Origin of the sequence: Bacillus sp. ISO11 (assembly GCF_003458115.1) — a bacterium.
GTDB classification, from domain to species: Bacteria; Bacillota; Bacilli; order Bacillales; family Bacillaceae_G; genus Bacillus_A; species Bacillus_A cereus.
In genome coordinates this window covers 185,078-205,128 of sequence record NZ_QXCO01000003.1, presented here as the reverse complement: position 1 = coordinate 205,128, position 20,051 = coordinate 185,078, and the positions used below count along the sequence as shown (strand labels likewise).

The following is a 20,051-nucleotide window of genomic DNA, read 5'->3' as shown; positions in this document are numbered from 1 at the left end:
GATATGCTTTTAAATAAGAAAGGTTAAAAGTGGCAGACAATGTAGTGATTAGGTAGTAGTTTAGTAATTTTATTGTATAAGTGTAGATTACTCGTATTGAATCATCATAGGAGGAGATTGGGATTTTGTATAAATTGTGAATAATAAACCGTCACGTTTGACTGTACAGTTTATGTATTGTATGATGTAAGTAATATAAACAAGGGGGGAAGATCGTTGGGAAGGTGTATCGAATCGGACAGTTGGCTCTCATGGCTCACGTGTCGAAACGAACGATTGATTATTATACGAATCTAGGTATCTTAAAAGCGGAGCGATCTCAATCTAATTATCGCTATTACGACGAAACAGCATTTGAGACATTACAATTTATTGAGAAGTGCAAAGAAATGCATATGCCGCTTTGTGAGATTAAAGAGAAAATCGAGGAGAAGAAGAAGCTGCTCGGTATCAATGAACACGTTTCGAAACAAGTGAATGAAGTGACAGACCATATTCATCAATTAGAAGTGGAGCTTACTGAGTTAAAGCCGCTTTTAGATGGATTGACTGATTCACAACGTGAAAAAATATCGAAATCTTTATCTGGTCAAACGACAGCTTTAATACAGACACTTGCTCTATTATTATAGAATAAGTGAAATCCGACCTCTTTAATTTTTGTATCGGGCTATGTTTTCTAACGAACAAATAAGAAAACATTATAGTATACAGGAGGTGGACACCTTAGTTTTTTAACTAAGGGGATTCATTGGAAATATTTAATTTAGTCATGGTTGCGATTTTAATCGCATTTACTGGATTTTTCGTAGCAGCAGAGTTTGCGATTGTAAAGATACGTTCAAGCCGTATCGATCAGCTTGTTGCGGAAGGAAAACGCGGTGCTTTAGCAGCGAAAAAGGTAACAACAAATTTAGATGAATATTTATCTGCTTGTCAATTAGGTATTACAGTTACAGCTATGGGATTAGGTTGGTTAGGTGAACCGACAATTGAAAAGTTATTACACCCGTTATTTGAGAAATGGAACTTAAATCCTTCTATTTCATCAGTATTAACATTTGGTCTTGCTTTTATGATTATGACGTATTTACACGTTGTAGTAGGGGAATTAGCTCCGAAAACGATGGCAATTCAAAAGGCTGAAAGGGTAACGTTATTATTGGCAGGTCCATTAATGATGTTCTATAAAGTAATGTATCCATTTATTTGGGTATTGAACGGTTCAGCTCGTGTGATAACTGGTTTATTCGGTTTAAAGCCAGCTTCAGAACATGAAGTAGCTCATACAGAAGAAGAATTACGTCTTATCCTTTCAGATAGCTATGAAAGTGGCGAAATTAATCAAGCTGAATACAAGTATGTAAATAACATTTTTGAATTTGATAATCGTATTGCAAAAGAGATTATGGTACCGCGAACAGAAATCGTTGGTTTCTACCTGGAAGATTCAGTAGAAGAACACATGAAAGTGATCCAAAATGAGCGATACACACGTTATCCGATTTTTGGAGAAGATAAAGATGATATTATCGGTATGGTCAACGTAAAAGATTTCTTTATTCGATATATGACCGAGGATCAAAAAGATTTATCATCTATTCGCTCGTATATGCGTCCGATTATTGAAGTGATGGAAACGACTCCAATTCACGATTTATTACTTCAAATGCAGAAGAAGCGAATTCCGATGGCTGTTTTATATGATGAGTACGGAGGAACAGCCGGAATTGTAACGCTTGAAGATATCTTGGAGGAAATCGTCGGCGAAATTCGTGACGAATATGATGAAGATGAAGCACCGCCAATTCAACATGTGAACGAGCAACATATCATTGTTGATGGAAAAGTGCTTATCTCAGAAGTGAAAGATTTATTTGGATTACACATCGAAGAAGATGATGTGGATACAATCGGTGGATGGATTATGATGCAAAATCATGAAATCGAAGAAGGACAACACGTTGAGGCGGAAGGTTATGAATTTAAAGTGTTAGAAAAAGACGCTTACCAAATTAAACGTGTTGAAATTCGTAAGATGGAACAAGAACAAGAAGAAGAGAAAGCAGCAACTGTGTAAGTTGCTGCTTTTCTTCTAAAGTACAAAAAATGAGAACTTAGGAGCGGATATTTTGATTCAAGAAGCCTTACGTGTATATCGATTACAATTGTATGTGATCTTTAGTGGTTTACTACTTATGTGGACGATTACTCCGTTTGGAAAACAAGTGACAGGGTTCGGTATTGGATTAGCAGTAAGCGCCTATTGTCTTTGGTTATTAGCTCGAAGAGTGGAGAAACTCGGAAAAAGTATCGTAATGAAGGAAAAGGCTCCTGGATTAGGAGTTTTAAACCGATTTGCAGCTGCTATTTTAGGAGCTATCATCATGTATGAAATTGAGCATGAGATGGAAATGTGGGCATTCGGTACAGGTATTTTAGGTGGTCACTTTTTAATGATTGCAAATTTAGCGTATGCAAATATGCAGTTAGTGAAAGAAGAAGAGAAGCAAAGGGAACATGCTTCGAAAAACATAGAGCTATGATGAAAGGGACCTAATCGGGTTCCTTTTTTATTTTAGTAATTTGGTACAAGTAACCAAATTAACGACAAATATAATACGCTTCTTTTTTGTGTTTTTCAATACTATGAAAAATAATAAAAATTTTTTAAAAAACCCATCGATTTCTAAAGGTTATGTATGTTATTATGACAAAAGACTTTTTGAAAGAGGTGGATACCAATGTTACAAGCGCTACTTATTTTTGTGCTTCAAATTATTTACGTTCCAATATTAACAATCCGTACGATTTTGCTTGTAAAGAATCAAACAAGATCCGCTGCTGGTGTTGGATTGTTAGAAGGAGCTATTTACATTGTCAGTTTAGGTATTGTGTTTCAAGATTTATCAAATTGGATGAACATCGTTGCCTATGTCATTGGCTTTAGTGCGGGACTGTTATTAGGCGGTTATATAGAGAATAAATTAGCAATTGGTTATATTACGTATCAAGTTAGTTTACTAGACCGTTGTAATGAATTAGTAGATGAATTACGTCACTCTGGATTTGGCGTTACAGTATTTGAGGGCGAAGGTATTAATTCTATACGTTATCGCTTAGATATCGTCGCAAAGCGTTCTAGGGAGAAAGAGCTTTTAGAAATCATTAATGAAATTGCACCGAAAGCGTTTATGTCTTCGTATGAAATTCGCTCGTTTAAGGGTGGATATTTAACGAAGGCGATGAAGAAAAGAGCGTTAATGAAAAAGAAAGATGAACATGCATCGTAAAAAAGAGGAGTAGTGCTGCATTAAAAGTGCGGTATAAGTCCAAATGTAAAAGAGAGGAATCTATTTTGATGTAGATTTCTCTCTTTTTTTATGAAAAATATTCATCTATTAATTCAAAAAAACTAAATCGTATAATTATTTTTTTTACTCATTCTCAAATTAATGATTAGCCATATAATTTGAAAAAATACCGGTATGATAAACGCAATTAATAAAACGATAAGTGATATTGATTTAATTTCAGGTGTTTGAATAACACCAGCCCCATCAACATCTCGTAGCCAAATAATAGCGGCCCATATTCCAAAAACGATAATCCAAAATATGTTACCAATCCACCAAGAAATCCATCGTTTTTTCATGTTAGCACCCCCTACATTTATCTACTGTTAAAAGTATATTTTCGTTCGTTACATTTATAATGAAACAACTTTAAAATCAGTTTTTAACTGTATATCTAACTTGTTTGAAGGTTACTATTTCTCCATCATCATTATCATCTTTCGTTTGCAAAAGTTGAACTTTTGGTTTGTAGTCTGTCCGATGAGCGTGTTCGATATCTTTAATGTTAAGCTTGTAGGATTCACCATTCTTTAGCTTTTGTTCTAACACTTTTTTATTAGCAACATAAATAAAAGTTACTTTATTTTCATCAATTCCTTCTGTCTTAATTTCTAACTCATTATCTTTTGCTGTGATCGTTGGTGTTAATAATTCCATACTGCCTTTCCCGCTTTCTAAAGAATTCTCTGCTATAGTTGAACATCCTGATAGTATGATTCCGGTGAATAGAAGAACAAGTAATTTCCTTTTCATAACATCCCCTCCGATTCTATGTGATTTTTGATTTTGGCATTGTTAGACTGCTAGTGTGGAGCGTAAATGTTTAGCTAGTACTCTTTTTATTGTACCATAATATGTAAATTAAAAAAGGCTGTATATCCAATGTAAGAGAGACTGAAAAATTTACTTATTGTTGTAAATTCGTGTGTTTTAGCTTCTAGTTCAATCGAAATGTAGACAGGAGAAAGAAATTTTTTGTGGGAATTACAATTTTTACATTTTACAATAATGATAGGGAATAGATGAATTCATTCACTTCGGAGGTAGTTATTTGAACATTAACGAGAGGGCAATTGAAATGTTTGAACAAAATAAATATGAGGAAGCAATGGAACTGTTTCAACAAGCAGTACATAAATCTAGAGGGGTACAATCTCTCAATAATCTGGCTTGGATGTACTTTTATGAGGAAGAGAACGATAAGAAAGCTCTTGAATTAATAAAAGAAGTTGTTAAGTTGAATCCTTCTTCATACTTTCCCTATAACATCTTAGGGGACATTTACATGAAACAAGAAAAATGGACAGAAGCGAAAGAAGCATTACAAAAGTCTATTTCGATTCAACCATCAGATGAAGCATATCATAATGTAGCTGTAGCGCATTATAACCTTGGAGAGCTGGAAAAAGCTTCAGAATTTTTCTTGCGAGTTGCAGGGGATTCGGACTATATCATGTATAGCTATGTAAAATGTTTAATTGATTTAGAACGAACGACAGAAGCAAAAGAGAAGTTAGATACTTTTAACAGGGAATCTGATAATTTTTTAGGGGAAATTAATGTAGCAGATTTATATGTTGAGTTGAATTGCTATAAAGAAGCAATTGAATGGTTCGAAAAGGGATATAAAGAATGCTGGAAAAGTCCTAATTGGATTGGTATATTTGTGTATGCTCTATATAAAACGAATAATTTCTCCCGTATAAATGAAGTTATACGGGAATCTATCGAAGCGAAAACAGCAGATATAGAAGATGTTCAGAATGAAGAAGTAGAAGAAAACTGGACAGAAAATGATAAGAAAGAGTTAATTGAGGAATATACAGAAGAGAATAATTGTTATAAAACAATGGTAGAACGTATCAAATCTGGATACGTTCCAGGATTAGAGTTTGAAACTGATTATATAGGCGCTTGCTATTTATTTGGTTGTAAAAGACATAATCACCTTGAATATGAAAAATAAAAAGATTCGACTGTCACATATGATGGTCGAATCTTTTTATTAATAGAAGAGCCTGAACCATCAAGCTCGTTTGATGGAGAACTAGCTGAGCCGTCTACGAAGTATTATTCTTTATATAAAGCTAGAATGGTGCCGACTACTTTTATTATTAAAGCTAGAAAATAAACTGTTTTTATAAAAGAAGCCTATCATTTCAAACAAATGATAGGCTTCTTTATTTTAATAAAATTCAGGTTAAATGTGTACTTTTCTTATAAAAATGCATTTCATATAAAAGGTGTAATTATTTTGGGGAAGGGGGATTGTTGTGCGTCATCATAGAAAGTGCAAAAAATTTGGAGTGGCACTGCCTCTTCCGCTTATAGGAGCAACGGGTCCGACAGGTAATAGTGGTCCAATCGGTCCAACTGGAGGGCATGAAGGTCCTGTTGGTCCTACAGGGGTGACTGGACCGACGGGAGCAACTGGGCCCCAAGGTCCTCAAGGTATCAGGGGGATACAAGGTCCCCGAGGGACAACAGGAGCACAAGGAATACAAGGGGTTATTGGTGATACAGGAGAGCAAGGTATAACTGGCCCAACTGGTCTCCAAGGTGCTCAAGGATTAATTGGTAACCAAGGTCTAATTGGTGATATTGGAGTACAAGGATTAGAAGGAATACAAGGAGCTACGGGTCCTGCTGGTAGTCAAGGTATACAAGGCATACAAGGAATACAAGGGGAAATAGGTGAGCGAGGACAAACAGGGGCACAAGGAATGCAGGGAGAGAGAGGCATAACTGGAGTCTCGGGTATAACTGGTCCACAAGGCCCTCAAGGTGTTCAAGGAATACAAGGAGAGCAAGGGGCTATTGGTATACAAGGGGAAGACGGCTTCCAAGGTATACAAGGAATTACTGGAGAAGAAGGCCCACAAGGAGCTCAAGGAATACAAGGTGAAGTGGGTCCAACTGGTTCTACTGGAATGCAAGGTGCCCAAGGTATAAGTGGAATAAAGGGGATAACAGGTGTAATAGGTTTACAAGGACCACAAGGTGTGCAAGGAATACAAGGTATAACGGGAGCAACAGGTTTTCAAGGGATAAAGGGAATAAGAGGTATAACAGGAGCGACGGGTAGTATTGGCACTCAAGGCTCAGAAGGACCACCGGGCGGTCCGACGGGAGTGACCGGTCCAATTGGCCCTTCTAGTGGGGTGACTGGACCAGCTGGCCCACCCGGTCCACCAGGAGGTCCAACAGGTCCAACGGGTGCGACCGGTTCAACAGGTGTAAGCGGAGGGATAGGACCAATTGGAGCGCAAGGAGTGCAAGGTATAACAGGTCCAACAGGTTCTCAAGGTGTAAGGGGAGCGCAAGGTTCCCAAGGTGTAGTTGGAGCAGTTGGAGTACAAGGAGCACAAGGTCCTCAAGGTAACCAAGGTATAACAGGTCCAACTGGTGCAGAAGGTTCTCAAGGAATACAAGGTCCGCTGGGAGTAACTGGTCCAACAGGTGCAGAAGGTCCTAAAGGTATTCAAGGTATACAAGGTGTGATAGGTCCAACAGGTGCACAAGGAATGGTGGGAATACAAGGGATAGCTGGTCCAGTTGGTGTTACAGGAGCGGAAGGAGCTCAAGGAACACAAGGAATCCGAGGAGCAACTGGTCCTGCTGGAGCACAAGGTATACAAGGAGTTCAAGGAATTCAAGGGGAAACAGGAGCAGCTGGAACACAAGGTCCTCAAGGTGTTCAAGGGATACAAGGGACTACCGGATTGACAGGTACACAAGGTGCCCAAGGTCCTCAAGGAGTGCAAGGAATAATAGGACCGACTGGAGCTATTGGTTTGCAAGGTCCTCAAGGATTACAAGGAATAACGGGTCCAACAGGAGCGCAAGGAGTGCAAGGAATACAAGGAGTGCAAGGAATTATCGGCCCAACAGGTGCACAAGGAATTAGAGGTCCCCAAGGAAATACAGGGGAAGTCGGTATAACAGGCTCACAAGGAGTCCAAGGAGCGCAAGGTAGTCAAGGCCCACAAGGCCCACAAGGAAATGTTGGAATTACAGGAGCAACGGGCGAAACTGGAGCCACAGGAGCAACTGGGGCAACTGGACTACAAGGTGTGCAAGGTGTTCAAGGGATTACGGGAATACAAGGAATAACGGGAACGACAGGCAATACAGGTGCAACGGGTCCGCAAGGAATACAAGGTATACAAGGGATTCAAGGGTTGCAAGGCCCAATTGGAGCAAGTGGGGTGACAGGTGCTAGTGGTAGTATAGGCCCAGTTGGAGCACAAGGTAGTCAGGGCCCAAGTGGCGTGGTGGGACCGACAGGAGCAACTGGTAGTGCAGGTTCAATAGGTTTCTTGGGAATAGCGGGAGCGACAGGAGCGACTGGCTTACCTAGCGGGGGAGGTTATTTCTTTTCTACTTCAACGAGTATAATTGCAGCGAATGCGTTAATACCAATTAATTCTGGATCTACAGTTTTTGGTTCTGATGTCAGTTTAACAAATGCAACAACTGTAACGTTAAGTACGCCGGGAATTTATTTAGTAAGCTATTATTTTCAAGGCGATCCAACTGCCGGAAATGAAACAATTTCAGTGAGGCTTACTTTAAATGGAATACAAGTCGCAGGGAGTTTTATTTTTTATGTTACAGGAGGTACTTTTATATTAGAACCAGCAGTTTCGAATACGATGGTCATTGAAGTTACTTCTTCAAATGCAACTTTGTCTTTACAAAATGGTCCGTTAGCTATCGGGCATGTAACGACATTATCTGGTGTGATAACAGCTAGTTTAAATGTATTAAAAATAGTTTGATACGTTAGTTATAACGGGGGAGATGCTTGTGAAGAATCAAGATAAGTGTAGTAAGTTTCAAGCACCTATTCCTTTTCCACCGCCAGGTATTACGGGGCCCACTGGTCCAACCGGTCCAACTGGTGCTTTAGGTGGACCAACTGGACCGCAAGGAATACAAGGCGTACAAGGTCCAATCGGTCCAACCGGCCCAACTGGTTTAACTGGACCACAAGGTTCTCAAGGTAATCAAGGACCTATGGGAGAACGAGGCCCACAGGGAATACAAGGTGTTCAAGGAATACAAGGAGAAAGAGGTCCGACTGGTCCAACTGGTATTCAAGGGATACAAGGAATTCCTGGCCCAATCGGTCCGACCGGTCCAACAGGAATACAAGGCATACAAGGAATGCAAGGAGAAATCGGTCCAACCGGCCCAACAGGAGTACAAGGAATACAAGGAGTGCAAGGGGAAATTGGCCCGACTGGACCAACTGGAAATACTGGTATACAAGGTGTGCAAGGTAATTTAGGAGGTAGTGGTTTACAAGGTGTAACCGGAATACAAGGAATACAGGGTCCGATTGGTCCAACAGGGCCAACTGGTTCTCAAGGAATTCAAGGGGAGCAAGGACCAATGGGTCCACAAGGGGAAACTGGTGTTCAAGGTTTACAAGGTCCCCAGGGAGAGATGGGGCAGGTAGGTCCAACAGGAATACAAGGAATACAAGGAGTGCAAGGTGTAATCGGTCCGACTGGTCCAACCGGTTTACAAGGTGATCCAGGTCCAACTGGCCCAACAGGAGCCACTGGGATAACTGGTCCGACAGGTTCTGCAACTGGCCCGACTGGAGCAACCGGTCCAACTGGTCCACCAGGAGGTCCAACTGGTCCAACCGGTCCAGCAGGATCACCAGGGGGTCCAACTGGTCCGACTGGAGCAACAGGGGCAACAGGAGCGACTGGAATTCAAGGGGTACAAGGAATCCAGGGACCGACCGGAGCAACTGGTGTAACAGGTTTGCAAGGAGTACAGGGACCAATGGGGGCAACGGGTCCAACGGGTGATCAAGGCATTCAAGGTCCACAAGGGATACAAGGAGTAACCGGTCCGACTGGTCCGCAAGGTCTACAAGGAATCCAGGGACCGGTAGGAGCAACCGGTCCTCAAGGTTTACAAGGAGTGCAAGGGGCACAGGGGCCAATCGGTCCAACCGGCCCTCAAGGGATACAAGGCATACAAGGTGAGCAAGGAGTAAGGGGAGCGACCGGTCCAACTGGTTTACAGGGGCTACAAGGAATCCAAGGTTCACTCGGTCCAACCGGTCCTCAAGGTTTACAAGGAGTGCAAGGGATAAGTGGTATAACAGGTCCAACTGGTCCTCAAGGAATCCAAGGAATTCAAGGTCCACAAGGAGATATAGGTCCAACGGGAGCGACTGGAATACAAGGAGTGCAAGGCCCAGAGGGTCCAACCGGTCCAACTGGTGCAACAGGCCCGCAAGGGATTCAGGGAATACAAGGGATACAAGGTCCAACCGGTCCACAGGGAATTCAAGGTCCGATTGGTCCAACAGGCCCGACTGGACCTCAAGGCATACAAGGTATAACTGGCTCGACGGGTCCAACCGGTGCAACTGGAGCAACAGGTCCGACGGGAGTAACGGGTCCTCAAGGTCCTCAAGGAATTCAAGGTCCACAAGGAGTAACAGGCCCAACAGGAGCGACCGGCTCTACGGGAGTAACAGGTCCACAAGGAATCCAAGGAATCCAAGGTTCGCAAGGGATAACGGGTCCGACGGGAGCAACAGGAGTGACTGGAATAACAGGCCCACAAGGAATCCAAGGAATTCAAGGCCCACAAGGTGTGACGGGAGCAACCGGCGCAACAGGAGCGACAGGAGTGACTGGTGCAACTGGACCGACCGGAATACAAGGCATACAAGGAATAACAGGAGCGACAGGGGGAACAGGAGTAACAGGCCCAACAGGTGCCACGGGTCCAACAGGCTTAACTGGAGCAACAGGATCATCTGCTATATCGACAGGTGGCGGATATTTCTTTTCTACATCAACAAGCACAATTGCAGCAAGTGCCAACATCCCAATTAATTCTGGATCCACTGTATATGGAACTGGTGTATCTTTAACTAGTGCTACGACAGTCACAGTAACGACGCCAGGAATATATTTAGTAAGCTACTATTTTCAAGGGGATGCAAATGGTGGGAATGAGACAGTATCTGTTAGATTGCTATTAAATGGAACGCAACTAACAGGGAGTTTTATACAAAACGTAACGACATCAACTGTAGTAATCGAACCAGCCATTTCAAATACACTTCTTGTGAATGTGACGAGTGCCAATTCAACATTAATATTACAAAATGGCCCGTTAGGTGTAGGGCATGTGACTACTATAGCAGGTGCGATTACAGCAAGCTTAAATGTAGTGAGAATTTTATAAAGAATATAAAAAACACAAGGTGTGTCTTACAAAGACATTCCTTGTGTTTTTTAATATTAAATAAACATTTTCTTTATCTTTTCGGTTGAAAAATATGCTGAAAGAAGTATTTGTGATGTAAGTTATCTACAACCTTATTTGCTTGATATGTGCGTTGTTTTTCAATTCGAAGTCTTTGCTCCATCATTTTAATTGCGTGATCAGATAAACGTAACATAATACATTCTCCTTTTCTATAAATATAGGTGACTATTTGATATCGATCCCATATTTATAATTAAGGAGGCAAAATGTGTAACATAGGCAAAAAGCACCTTCCTCTCCCATTACGCTTACGAGGTTAGCTGTCGGACTCGGGAAGTGAGAGTTTCCCTACTTAAAAAAGATTCGCCCCAAGTAGCATAGCTACAAAAATGGTTCCCCCGCTCCAAAATTTGGACTCAGCAAAAGGTTTTATAAAGTAAAAAATAACATAAAGGAGCGAACAAGTCAAATTATTTTGTGTATTCTGTCTTTTTTAATTGCGTAAGAATCATACCGTCAGGAAGTATTGTATCTGATACTGTAATGAATCCGTGTTTTTTATATAAAGTAATAGCAGGGGTATTCGCTTTACCTGTTTGTACAATGTATGTCATTGAAGAGGGAAACATGTTAAATATATAAATTAGGAGTTTCGTTGCGATTCCTTTTTGAAAAAAATCGGGCGATACAACTAACCTGTGGATATCGATTAGTTTTTCTTCTTGTACAAAAGAAATAAAACCGACAAGTTTATTTTCAGAAAAATATCCATAGAATGTTTCAACGCAATTTTGAATATCGTTTACAGTATCATATAAACGAGGTATGGCAGTACTATTTAAGTAGTCTGCTTCAACTTTATAAGCTGGAATTTGAACCTGTAAAATGGATGTTGCTACTTCAAAAGAAGTGGAATTTAACTTAAGAATCATAGATAATGAAGCCTCCTTTAAATATGGTATATGAATATAATTGCTTTATGGGTGAGTTTGACAATATTTTTCTTTTTTGCATATAATATATGTATCTCCATATGTAAAATAGTAGTAAATATATTTCTATAGTGAAATATGATTAGCAATGATAAATACATATGTTTGTATTAAATCATACAAACTATAATAGAAATGGAGGACTAAAAATGGGATGGATTATCACATTAATAGTTGGTGCTATTATAGGTGCAATTGCTAGTTCTATAACAGGTAAAAATTTCCCAGGTGGTATGTTCGGAAATATTATCGCAGGTTTATTAGGTGCTTCGTTAGGTGGTAGATTATTTGGATCCTTTGGGCCATCATTTGGTGGGATTCATGTAGTGCCAGCATTATTAGGTGCAATCGTGTTAATTTTTATTGTATCATTTGTAGTGAAAGCTGCAAAGAAATAGATATATAGATTATGATGAAGAGCCCTGAATAAGGGCTTTTCATCATTCGAAGAGGTGGTTTCATTGGAGAAAATAAATATAAGAAAAAGAGATAAGTTAAGAAAGTTTTTTAGAGAACAAAATTATTTGGCGGTATTACTTGGATTTGCGTTATTGTTCATTAATATTTTATTGCTAACAAAAATATCATTTGTTTTTACACCGTTTATCGTATTTTTAAAAACAATTTTCTTCCCAGTACTATTAGCAGGCGTACTATTCTATATTTTACATCCATTCGTTTCGCTTTTAGAAAAGAAAGGTGTTTCAAGAATCGTATCGATAGCTTCTATATATTTAATCGTACTAGGATTATTTGTATTTTTAGTTGTAACGGTTATCCCTATTATTAAAGATCAAATTGATGCATTAATTGATAACTTACCGTATTTTGGCCATGAGATTGAACAAGCAGCACGTAGATTCGGGGAAAGTAATTTACTCGGTAAAATTCAGGAGAATTTAAATATTAATGTTGCGAATATGGTAAAAGACTATACAGTTGATTTTACAAAGTCATTATCATCAGTAACTGGGAATGTAACTGGATTTTTGAGTACTATTACAGAGGTTGTTTTAACATTTGTAATGGTTCCATTTATATTGTTCTATCTTTTAAAAGATGGCGAACAATTGCCGAATCACTTCTTAAAGTTCATTTCAGAGCAAAGACAACCAGCAGCAATGAGAATACTAGATGATATGCATTATGCGATTAGCTCGTATATTAGAGGTCAAATTATCGTCAGCTTATTTATCGGTATTATGCTATTAATTGGTTATCTTATTATTGGTATTAAATATGCGGTATTACTTGCGATTTTAGCGATGATTGTAAATATCGTTCCGTACGTAGGACCAATTATCGCGATTACACCAGCGTTAATTATCGCATTCATCGACTCGCCAGCAATGGTGTTAAAAGTAATTATCGTTATGATGGTTGTACAATTAGCAGAAGGTAAATTTATTTCTCCGCAAGTTATGGGTAAAAAGTTAGATATTCATCCGATTACTATCATTTTTATCATTTTAACTGCCGGAAACTTATTCGGGATTATGGGCATTATTTTAGCCATTCCAGGATATGCGATATTAAAAGTGTTAGTTACGCACGGTTATAGATTTGTTAAGTTGAATACGTGAAAAAAAGCGCTAAAACAGTGGGAACTGTTTTAGCGCTTTTTTATTAACAATTACATTTGCATATTGGCGCGCCCATTGATCCGCTTACAATACGAGGTTGAAACGTTTTGATTTGTTGCTCAAGAAGATCGATATTATAATTTGCGGTTAAACCGACGATTTTGAAATGTTCAGGATGAGCTGAAACGACATCTAATGCAGATGTGCCGATGGATCCTGTGGAACCTAAAATGGATATATATTTTACCATGAAAAAACCTCCAAAGTTGTTTCGAATATTTCTGCAAACCTATATAATATTAGACAATTGAAGTGGAAATTCCTGCTATATAAAATAGAAAATTCGGGTTTGTTTGGAAGTGAAATGTGATAAACTGTAAAAAATAACGAAAAAGCAATGAAAGAGAAGAGTACATATTCGAAACTTTTCAGAGAGCTGATATGTGGTGAGAATCAGTAAGGGATGAATATGGAATGGACTCTGGAGCTTCTAACTGAAATGAGTAGGTAAAGACGGTTACTTCACGTTATTGAAGTATGAAGTGAGCTAATGATAGCTAATTAAGGTGGTACCGCGGGAGTCTCTCGTCCTTTTTAAGGATGAGGGGCTCTTTTTATTTTGCGAAAGGAGGAGTTAGTGTGAGTGAAAAAATAATGTTAACAGGAATTAAGCCGACAGGTTATCCGCATTTAGGGAATTATATTGGTGCGATTAAACCTGCATTACAAATGTCAAAGAATAATGAAGGAAAAGCATTGTACTTTATAGCTGATTATCATGCATTAAATGCTGTGCATGATTCAGAAAAGTTCAGCAGTTATACGAAAGAGGTAGCAGCTACTTGGTTATCGCTTGGACTTGGGGAAGATGTTGTTTTTTATCGGCAAACAGAAGTGCCGGAAATTCTAGAATTAGCTTGGATTTTAGCTTGCCTAACTCCGAAAGGTCTTATGAACCGTGCTCATGCGTATAAAGCGAAGGTGGAGCAAAATAAAGAAGCGGGGTTAGAGGTCGATGCAGGAGTGAATATGGGGTTATATACGTATCCGATTTTAATGGCAGCTGACATATTATTATTTCAAGCTACCCATGTACCAGTTGGAAAAGACCAAATTCAGCATATTGAAATCGCGCGTGATATTGCGACGTATTTTAATCATACATTTGGCACGACATTTACACTTCCGGAGTATGTCATACAAGAAGAAGGAGCTATTTTACCTGGTCTTGACGGAAGGAAGATGAGTAAAAGTTACGGAAATGTGATCCCATTATTTGCAGAGCAAGAAAAACTACGAAAGTTAATATTTAAAATCAAAACAGATTCTTCACTTCCAAATGAACCGAAAGAACTAGAAACCTTATTTACAATTTATAAAGAATTTGCGACAGAAGACGAAATACAGTCATTACGTGAAAAATATGAGACTGGAATCGGATGGGGCGATGTAAAAAAAGAGTTGTTTCGCGTTGTAGATCGAGAGTTAGCTGGACCTCGTGAAAAGTACGCAATGTATATGAATGAGCCGGATTTATTATATGAAGCATTAGAAAACGGTGCTGAGAAGGCACGCGCTATTGCAAAGGTAAATTTAGCGGAAATTAAAAAACGGATTGGATTTGAGAGGGAACGTTAAGCGTTCCCTTATTTTTTTTGATAATCTGTAATAATCCTCTCAATAACAGAGGGAAGATTATTAGGTAATTCATTAAGTGAAAAGAAGCGTAATTCTTTCGATTCACTTTGATCGCATACAAGTTCACCATGAAATTCTCGGCAAATATAAACAACGAGTACACCGTTTACTTGATCGCCGTTTGGATAGATTTGAAAGAAGTCTGGCCCTGAGTATGTACGGAATAGTTCTGGATTTTTAATAATAAGTCCAGTTTCTTCAAACACTTCTCGTTTTAAAGCATCTTCTAACGTTTCGTTATATTCTAGGGCACCACCAATAATGCTCCAGCGGTTAAAATCTGTACGGAGCTGCAGCAATACTTCATCTTTTTCATTTAATATAATGGCGTGTGATCCTATTAGAATAAGTGGATGATTTCCTACTAGATTTCTCATATCTTCAATATAACCCATGTCATTGCTCCTTGTATTTAATAATAGTTAGGAATTTCTTTTAACATTCTTTCTGTTTTACGTGCTGTAAAGGCTAAGTTATGGTCGTCTTTCGTTCTGAAAAATAATGTGCGTAAAAAGGTTTTAATGTTGGCACATAAAATACAATACTCATTAAGCGAAAGGCGTTTTCTAATTTGAGGAAGCCTTTTTATTTTTTTATGAATAATAGAAATTAACTCGTTTTGAGGAAAATCATGATACAGCATTGCTAGTAATGGCGTAACAATGCGCTCATCTTCGTTATTATGAAAAAGGTCAGATGGAATAAAGATTTTATTTAATAAACAATGAATTAATTCTTCGTACCATTCAAAAGTTGTATACGTATTATGAACAATTTCAGTAAAGGCATCAGATACGTGAGCAAGACAATGAGCCCATCCTTTATTTTCGATATAGCCCCGAAAATCTGTTTCTAAGTTTGTGTATGTAATGAGTTTATTTTTTATTTCTTCGATATCTTCCTCTGTACAAAAGTAGTGCGAATTAGCGAATTGGAGTATTAACGCAATTAACGAAACAGTGTAAGAACGTGTGAAAACCCCATCTGTATGTGGGGAGTAAATGTCACAATATAAATACTCATCACTTAAACAAGTTTGCAGAAGTAATTTCAGCTGATCGTCCATAAGGAATTCATGATGAATGAAATGCGCAAAACATTTATATATAAGTTGGTAACGAACGTAGCTATCAGTCGTTCCGATATACTGAAGCATGTTCAAAGTTAACTCATTTACGTCTATATGCTGTAGTTGCGTATAGTCATTTTGTTGTATAAGCTCTAACTGTTGTTGCAATGCTGTAATATCCACTGGAGAACCTCCTCCGCACTTTAAAGATGCGATCTTTTCTAGTATTCTATATATTCAAGGACAATCCTGCTCATGCAAGGAGAACGATTAGAAATTCGAGTATGATATAGATGAGGGAAGAATATGACGACGATAGAACAGTTAGAAAAACATTTTAAAATAAGAAGAAGTGCTTCTTCTATTATGATAAAAGAAAATAATGCAGAGATTTTTACAGAAGAGCAATTAGAGGAAATGATGCAATATTGCGTTGCTGAAGCTAAAAAAGGTGAATTAGAAAAACTACATTTTGAAATCTCTTCAAAAAGTCCAAATTATGATGTGTATAAAAAATGTTTTGAAACGTATTCATTTGAATATGTTACGGAAAACATGATTGTATTTAAAGATATATATGAAGTAGAAGATGTAGAAAGTGAAATGGATTTTAAGCTTATTGAAGAAGTTGGAGAAGAGGCTTTTTATTCACTGTGGAATGAAGCGACGGGAGAACCAGTCGCTCCTGATCAATTTGTGCATATGATGCTACAAGAAATTGGTGAGCAGTGGAAAGAACATTGCTTAACAGCGAGTGTAGGTGAAGAGCCGATAGGGATTGTAATTCCGCATATTGAAAGAGGTACGTTAGAAGAAGGGAAACTTATGTACTTCGCAGTTACTCCAAATATGCGTAATAAGGGATATGAAGCTGCATTATTTGCAGGTGCGATGTTTGTCTTAAAGGAAATAGGTGCATCTTATTATATTGGTGAGACAAATGTACAAAATGAATGGATGAAGGATGTTTTTGAAAAGAATGGATGTCAGCTGTTTAGTTCAACTGAGAGATATGTGAGAAAGTTTTAGGAGGATGAATGATGTATACTCTCGAACTCGTATAGCGGGAGGGGACTATATATGTTAAAGCAATCCATGCATTCATTCGTGTTATTGTATCCAAATGTATTGTTAGAAGGCTGGAATGTTGAAAAAGTTTCAGAACGTTATGAAGGTGAAAAGTGGGGAAGTTTTTGGTTTCAGGTTGTTACTCCAACTGGGATGTTTCGAGTAAAGGAATTTTTTCTCGATATAATGGAACCAGTATTTCCGGATAGCTGTATTTCTCAAGCAAAAGGAGATTGTTTTCATTATAAAGGGCTTGTGTATTGGAAAGGTATAAATTATAAAGGAAAAGAAAGTTACGTTACATCTATATGGAAAACACAAGTTGAAATTTCTGTTGATCATGGATATGTAAACCAAGACGAAATGGAACGATTTCTATTTGAATTACAACCAGTAAATATGGAGCTTGGGAAAACGATATTACATACATCATTTCACTTATTAAGCTTTCAAGCGAAGAGAAGTGAAATGGGTGAGATAGGAAGATGTAGAGAGTGGAATGCTCCAGATGACGTATCCTATGTAAATTTGTTAATTCATGAAAAACTAAATTGGAAACTTGAATCGGTCGGTTTCGGAAATGATGAAACGCAGTATGTATACTGGGACGAAGTTAATAAACTATATGCACTTTGGGTTTGTAGACATAAAAACAAAGCGTATTATCCTATTTCTTCATGGACAATGAACTATGGCCCAAAACAAATTATAAACGGGTTAGAGTTTTATCCGCACCGTAATCGCGGAACAGTTGTATACGAAGATTTAGGTAATGAACAAATCGCATACGTATTTCGCGGTAATCCATGTACAAATTTTGAACAAGTAAAAGAACTTTTCGCCTGTTTGTAAGATAAAAAGAAAAATGAGAACGACAAAATGGATATTCCCATAATACAATAGGGTAAGATTCAATTATAAGAGAAAGCGTTGGTGAAAGAATGGAGCAGCAAAGAAATTGGCTACAAGCAACTGTAGAGAGAAATGAAGATAATACGTTACAAATAAAATGGGAAAATAATATAGAAGAAGTTCGTATTTATTGGAGTACTTCACCAGAACATATTGAAGAAACTGGAGAATTACTTGCAACGGTAAATGGAGAATTATCATATACAATTGAAAACCCGAGTGAAAATGAACGTCCATATTTTAGATTAGTAGGAAGTAATGGACAAGCAGTAACAGTAGCTGAGCGTAGACTGCCATTACAAGGCGCGTTTAACTTCCGTGATATGGGAGGATATGAAACGACTGAAGGCCGTAAAGTAAAATGGGGCAAATTATACCGCTCTGAAGAATTAGCAGGGCTAACTGAATGGGATATTGCCTATTTACAAAAGTCTGGTTTAAAGTTAATTTGCGATTACCGTACAGACTTTGAAGTGAAGCATAAGCCGAATCCAGAAATTACGGGTGCTCGTCAAGTGTGCTTACCAGTTATGCAAGACTTAGCGAAAGACTTAAATATAAATGAGTTTTTCCAAGTTGGTGACCTTTCTATGTTAGGAAAACCAGGTGAGTATCTTGTGAAAATGAATCAAGATTTCGTAAGTGGTAACGAGGCATTCGTGAGCTTCTTAAACTTAGCGCAAAACCCGGAAAACTTACCGTTAGTAAACCACTGTACAGCTGGAAAAGATCGTACTGGATTTGGTTCAGCATTATTACTACTTTTACTAGGTGTACCAGAAAAAACAGTAATGGAAGACTACTTACTAAGTAACGGATTCCGTGAAAAGCTAAATGAAAAAATGATGGCCTTTTTAGGTGCGAAATTACAAAACGATGAGAGCAGAGCGATATTAGGTGCAATGTTTGAAGCACGTGCTGAATACTTGCAAGCTGCGATTGGTGAAATTCAAAAGCAATACGGATCAGTTGAAGCATACGCTGAAAAAGCTCTTGGCTTTACGAAAGAGTCGTTAGAGGAAATGAAAGAGTTATTGCTAGAAGATTAATAATGAGAAGGAGGCTGAGCGGATTAGCCTCCTTTTACTATTGTTGCTATAATTTTGTTAATGAGGATGTTGTGCACAGAGGAGAAAATGGATGAAAAGAACTTAAGAATCGGGGGATAAAATGATTCATACACGTGTAAAAGCAGAGGGGTTAAGAGAGAAGCTGGCAACAATACTAAGTCAAGAGTATAAGGAACTAGCTATTCAAGATTTAAAGGTGATTGGAACGGGAGTACAAAATATTGTTTTTCAAGGAGATTCAGAAAAGGGGTCTTTGGCATTTCGAGTACCGTGGGAAAGAGAAGTGGAAAATATAAATGAAGACTTATTTAACAGTCGGATTTCGTTGCAAAAGGAAGCGGAGCTGTCTAAGTATTGTCATTCAAAAGGTATTCCAGTACCAAGGATACACGGATTGCATCTTTCAACCGAACTTGATTTTTTAATTTCGGATTGTGTGTATGCTGATCATATGCCAATTTCCGCATGCAAAATAGGGGAGTTAGTGAGCAATCTTCATAGTATGCCAATTGATGGTTTGTATTACAAACAAAATATTAGAGAGCCCATTAGTAAGTATATAGCAGAACGAATTGTGAAACGGATAGAAGGGTTTAATACAATCACGAACTGCAAAATTAATCTTCCGGATACAAAAACAATTGAATATATTCTTAGTACAGCAGATCATGTAAAATGTTTATTACATATGGACATTCGACCAGCCAATTTAATCGGGTATAATGGAGAAGTTAAAGCAATAGTTGATTGGGATAATGCTTTAATTGGTCATCCATTGCTGGAGCTTATGAGAATAGCTGAAACAAATGAGGTTAGTTGGGATGAATTTAAAGATGGATATAAGAATGATAGTATCTTTAATGTTACTCCTCATATTGTTAGTTTATTTTATAGACTAGATACAGCAGTCATGCTAGCAAATTTATTTATAGCACATTTGAAAATAAAAGATAAAGGTGTATTCTATAAAGAGCGGGTTAAAGCGCTTCATCACGACATATATATAAACTTATAAGCAATGAGAACGAAGCTTTTAAAATAGGAATTGAGGA

General features: G+C 38.1%; 20 protein-coding genes, 2 pseudogenes, 1 riboswitch and 1 other annotated feature. Of the genes and pseudogenes, 15 read left to right on the top strand and 7 right to left on the bottom strand.

Going from position 1 to position 20,051, the window contains the following annotated elements:
* Nucleotides 1–224: 224 nt before the first annotated feature.
* The 4 genes from D1166_RS04770 (at nt 225) to D1166_RS04755 (ending at nt 3,293) form a co-directional block, all read left to right on the top strand.
* Complete coding sequence (locus D1166_RS04770) at nt 225–632, top strand: MerR family transcriptional regulator (RefSeq protein ID WP_000285635.1); 408 nt, start codon at nt 225–227, stop codon at nt 630–632.
* A gap of 119 nt (nt 633–751) precedes the next feature.
* Nucleotides 752–2,080 carry a hemolysin family protein gene (locus D1166_RS04765; RefSeq protein WP_000402258.1) on the top strand — a complete coding sequence of 443 codons (1,329 nt, stop codon included), beginning with the start codon at nt 752–754 and terminating at the stop codon, nt 2,078–2,080.
* Between the two features lie 52 nt (nt 2,081–2,132).
* Complete coding sequence (locus D1166_RS04760) at nt 2,133–2,546, top strand: ATP synthase subunit I (protein WP_000613876.1); 414 nt, start codon at nt 2,133–2,135, stop codon at nt 2,544–2,546.
* 198 nt (nt 2,547–2,744) lie between these two features.
* On the top strand, nt 2,745–3,293 hold the full coding sequence (locus tag D1166_RS04755) for a DUF2179 domain-containing protein (protein WP_000938438.1): 549 nt from the start codon (nt 2,745–2,747) through the stop codon (nt 3,291–3,293).
* 122 nt (nt 3,294–3,415) lie between these two features.
* On the opposite strand, the gene D1166_RS04750 is transcribed toward D1166_RS04755, so the two are convergent.
* Both D1166_RS04750 and D1166_RS04745 read right to left on the bottom strand, forming a co-directional pair.
* Nucleotides 3,416–3,655 carry a DUF3923 family protein gene (locus D1166_RS04750; protein WP_000747679.1) on the bottom strand — a complete coding sequence of 80 codons (240 nt, stop codon included), beginning with the start codon at nt 3,653–3,655 and terminating at the stop codon, nt 3,416–3,418.
* Nucleotides 3,656–3,731: 76 nt separating this feature from the next.
* A complete protein-coding gene (locus tag D1166_RS04745) occupies nt 3,732–4,109 on the bottom strand; it encodes a hypothetical protein (RefSeq protein WP_000823781.1) in 378 nt (125 codons plus the stop codon).
* Nucleotides 4,110–4,407: 298 nt separating this feature from the next.
* On the opposite strand from D1166_RS04745, the gene D1166_RS04740 reads away from it, so the two are divergent.
* From D1166_RS04740 to D1166_RS04725, 4 genes and pseudogenes are all read left to right on the top strand, one after another.
* Nucleotides 4,408–5,322 (top strand): tetratricopeptide repeat protein, encoded by a 915-nt coding sequence (locus D1166_RS04740; protein ID WP_001024487.1) that lies wholly within the window; start codon nt 4,408–4,410, stop codon nt 5,320–5,322.
* Nucleotides 5,323–5,364: 42 nt separating this feature from the next.
* Nucleotides 5,365–5,487, top strand: a pseudogene (locus D1166_RS04735) (SAM-dependent methyltransferase); the annotation flags it as partial.
* Between the two features lie 142 nt (nt 5,488–5,629).
* The gene (locus tag D1166_RS04730; RefSeq protein WP_001215804.1) at nt 5,630–8,137 is read left to right on the top strand and encodes a collagen-like protein; all 2,508 of its coding nucleotides are present in this window, start codon (nt 5,630–5,632) and stop codon (nt 8,135–8,137) included.
* 22 nt (nt 8,138–8,159) lie between these two features.
* Nucleotides 8,160–10,583 (top strand): BC_3345 family exosporium-associated protein, encoded by a 2,424-nt coding sequence (locus D1166_RS04725; protein ID WP_098220981.1) that lies wholly within the window; start codon nt 8,160–8,162, stop codon nt 10,581–10,583.
* A gap of 73 nt (nt 10,584–10,656) precedes the next feature.
* Here the strand turns inward: D1166_RS04725 and D1166_RS31160 are convergent, their stop codons facing one another.
* Entirely contained in the window at nt 10,657–10,800 is a 144-nt protein-coding gene (locus D1166_RS31160; protein WP_000945243.1) for a hypothetical protein, read from the bottom strand.
* 96 nt (nt 10,801–10,896) lie between these two features.
* Nucleotides 10,897–11,039, bottom strand: a riboswitch (cyclic di-AMP (ydaO/yuaA leader).
* A 38-nt stretch (nt 11,040–11,077) separates the two neighbouring features.
* Complete coding sequence (locus D1166_RS04720; protein ID WP_000601229.1) at nt 11,078–11,539, bottom strand: GNAT family N-acetyltransferase; 462 nt, start codon at nt 11,537–11,539, stop codon at nt 11,078–11,080.
* 209 nt (nt 11,540–11,748) lie between these two features.
* Here D1166_RS04720 and D1166_RS04715 point away from each other — a divergent pair, with 209 nt between their 5' ends.
* Both D1166_RS04715 and D1166_RS04710 read left to right on the top strand, forming a co-directional pair.
* The gene (locus D1166_RS04715) at nt 11,749–11,997 is read left to right on the top strand and encodes a GlsB/YeaQ/YmgE family stress response membrane protein (protein WP_000539730.1); all 249 of its coding nucleotides are present in this window, start codon (nt 11,749–11,751) and stop codon (nt 11,995–11,997) included.
* 63 nt (nt 11,998–12,060) lie between these two features.
* Nucleotides 12,061–13,182: an AI-2E family transporter gene (locus D1166_RS04710; protein ID WP_000411480.1), complete on the top strand. Its 1,122-nt coding sequence runs from the start codon at nt 12,061–12,063 to the stop codon at nt 13,180–13,182.
* 82 nt (nt 13,183–13,264) lie between these two features.
* Here the strand turns inward: D1166_RS04710 and D1166_RS04705 are convergent.
* Nucleotides 13,265–13,432 (bottom strand): annotated as a pseudogene (locus D1166_RS04705) (1-deoxy-D-xylulose-5-phosphate reductoisomerase); the annotation flags it as partial.
* Nucleotides 13,433–13,570: 138 nt separating this feature from the next.
* Nucleotides 13,571–13,778 (top strand) — a binding site (T-box leader).
* Between the two features lie 43 nt (nt 13,779–13,821).
* Here D1166_RS04705 and D1166_RS04700 point away from each other — a divergent pair.
* Nucleotides 13,822–14,820 carry a tryptophan--tRNA ligase gene (locus tag D1166_RS04700; RefSeq protein WP_001290893.1) on the top strand — a complete coding sequence of 333 codons (999 nt, stop codon included), beginning with the start codon at nt 13,822–13,824 and terminating at the stop codon, nt 14,818–14,820.
* An 8-nt stretch (nt 14,821–14,828) separates the two neighbouring features.
* Here the strand turns inward: D1166_RS04700 and D1166_RS04695 are convergent, their stop codons facing one another.
* Together D1166_RS04695 and D1166_RS04690 are read right to left on the bottom strand one after the other, a co-directional pair.
* On the bottom strand, nt 14,829–15,275 hold the full coding sequence (locus tag D1166_RS04695; protein ID WP_030026541.1) for an NUDIX hydrolase: 447 nt from the start codon (nt 15,273–15,275) through the stop codon (nt 14,829–14,831).
* A 17-nt stretch (nt 15,276–15,292) separates the two neighbouring features.
* On the bottom strand, nt 15,293–16,132 hold the full coding sequence (locus D1166_RS04690) for a DUF2785 domain-containing protein (protein WP_000355452.1): 840 nt from the start codon (nt 16,130–16,132) through the stop codon (nt 15,293–15,295).
* Between the two features lie 123 nt (nt 16,133–16,255).
* Here D1166_RS04690 and D1166_RS04685 point away from each other — a divergent pair, with 123 nt between their 5' ends.
* From D1166_RS04685 to D1166_RS04670, 4 genes are all read left to right on the top strand, one after another.
* Nucleotides 16,256–16,978 (top strand): GNAT family N-acetyltransferase, encoded by a 723-nt coding sequence (locus tag D1166_RS04685; protein WP_088046445.1) that lies wholly within the window; start codon nt 16,256–16,258, stop codon nt 16,976–16,978.
* A 51-nt stretch (nt 16,979–17,029) separates the two neighbouring features.
* Nucleotides 17,030–17,869: a hypothetical protein gene (locus D1166_RS04680; protein ID WP_044795179.1), complete on the top strand. Its 840-nt coding sequence runs from the start codon at nt 17,030–17,032 to the stop codon at nt 17,867–17,869.
* A gap of 89 nt (nt 17,870–17,958) precedes the next feature.
* On the top strand, nt 17,959–18,978 hold the full coding sequence (locus tag D1166_RS04675; RefSeq protein ID WP_044795178.1) for a tyrosine-protein phosphatase: 1,020 nt from the start codon (nt 17,959–17,961) through the stop codon (nt 18,976–18,978).
* Between the two features lie 121 nt (nt 18,979–19,099).
* Nucleotides 19,100–20,014 (top strand): phosphotransferase family protein, encoded by a 915-nt coding sequence (locus D1166_RS04670; RefSeq protein WP_088361259.1) that lies wholly within the window; start codon nt 19,100–19,102, stop codon nt 20,012–20,014.
* Nucleotides 20,015–20,051: the final 37 nt, after the last annotated feature.

Coding starts and splice junctions, on each gene's coding strand:
- D1166_RS04720 (WP_000601229.1), bottom strand. CDS start 11,539: ATGATTCTTAAGTTAAATTCCACTTCTTTTGAAGTAGCAACATCCATT.
- D1166_RS04685 (WP_088046445.1), top strand. CDS start 16,256: ATGACGACGATAGAACAGTTAGAAAAACATTTTAAAATAAGAAGAAGT.
- D1166_RS04680 (WP_044795179.1), top strand. CDS start 17,030: ATGTTAAAGCAATCCATGCATTCATTCGTGTTATTGTATCCAAATGTA.
- D1166_RS04695 (WP_030026541.1), bottom strand. CDS start 15,275: ATGGGTTATATTGAAGATATGAGAAATCTAGTAGGAAATCATCCACTT.
- D1166_RS04725 (WP_098220981.1), top strand. CDS start 8,160: ATGCTTGTGAAGAATCAAGATAAGTGTAGTAAGTTTCAAGCACCTATT.
- D1166_RS04745 (WP_000823781.1), bottom strand. CDS start 4,109: ATGAAAAGGAAATTACTTGTTCTTCTATTCACCGGAATCATACTATCA.
- D1166_RS04675 (WP_044795178.1), top strand. CDS start 17,959: ATGGAGCAGCAAAGAAATTGGCTACAAGCAACTGTAGAGAGAAATGAA.
- D1166_RS04755 (WP_000938438.1), top strand. CDS start 2,745: ATGTTACAAGCGCTACTTATTTTTGTGCTTCAAATTATTTACGTTCCA.
- D1166_RS31160 (WP_000945243.1), bottom strand. CDS start 10,800: ATGTTACGTTTATCTGATCACGCAATTAAAATGATGGAGCAAAGACTT.
- D1166_RS04670 (WP_088361259.1), top strand. CDS start 19,100: ATGATTCATACACGTGTAAAAGCAGAGGGGTTAAGAGAGAAGCTGGCA.
- D1166_RS04750 (WP_000747679.1), bottom strand. CDS start 3,655: ATGAAAAAACGATGGATTTCTTGGTGGATTGGTAACATATTTTGGATT.
- D1166_RS04715 (WP_000539730.1), top strand. CDS start 11,749: ATGGGATGGATTATCACATTAATAGTTGGTGCTATTATAGGTGCAATT.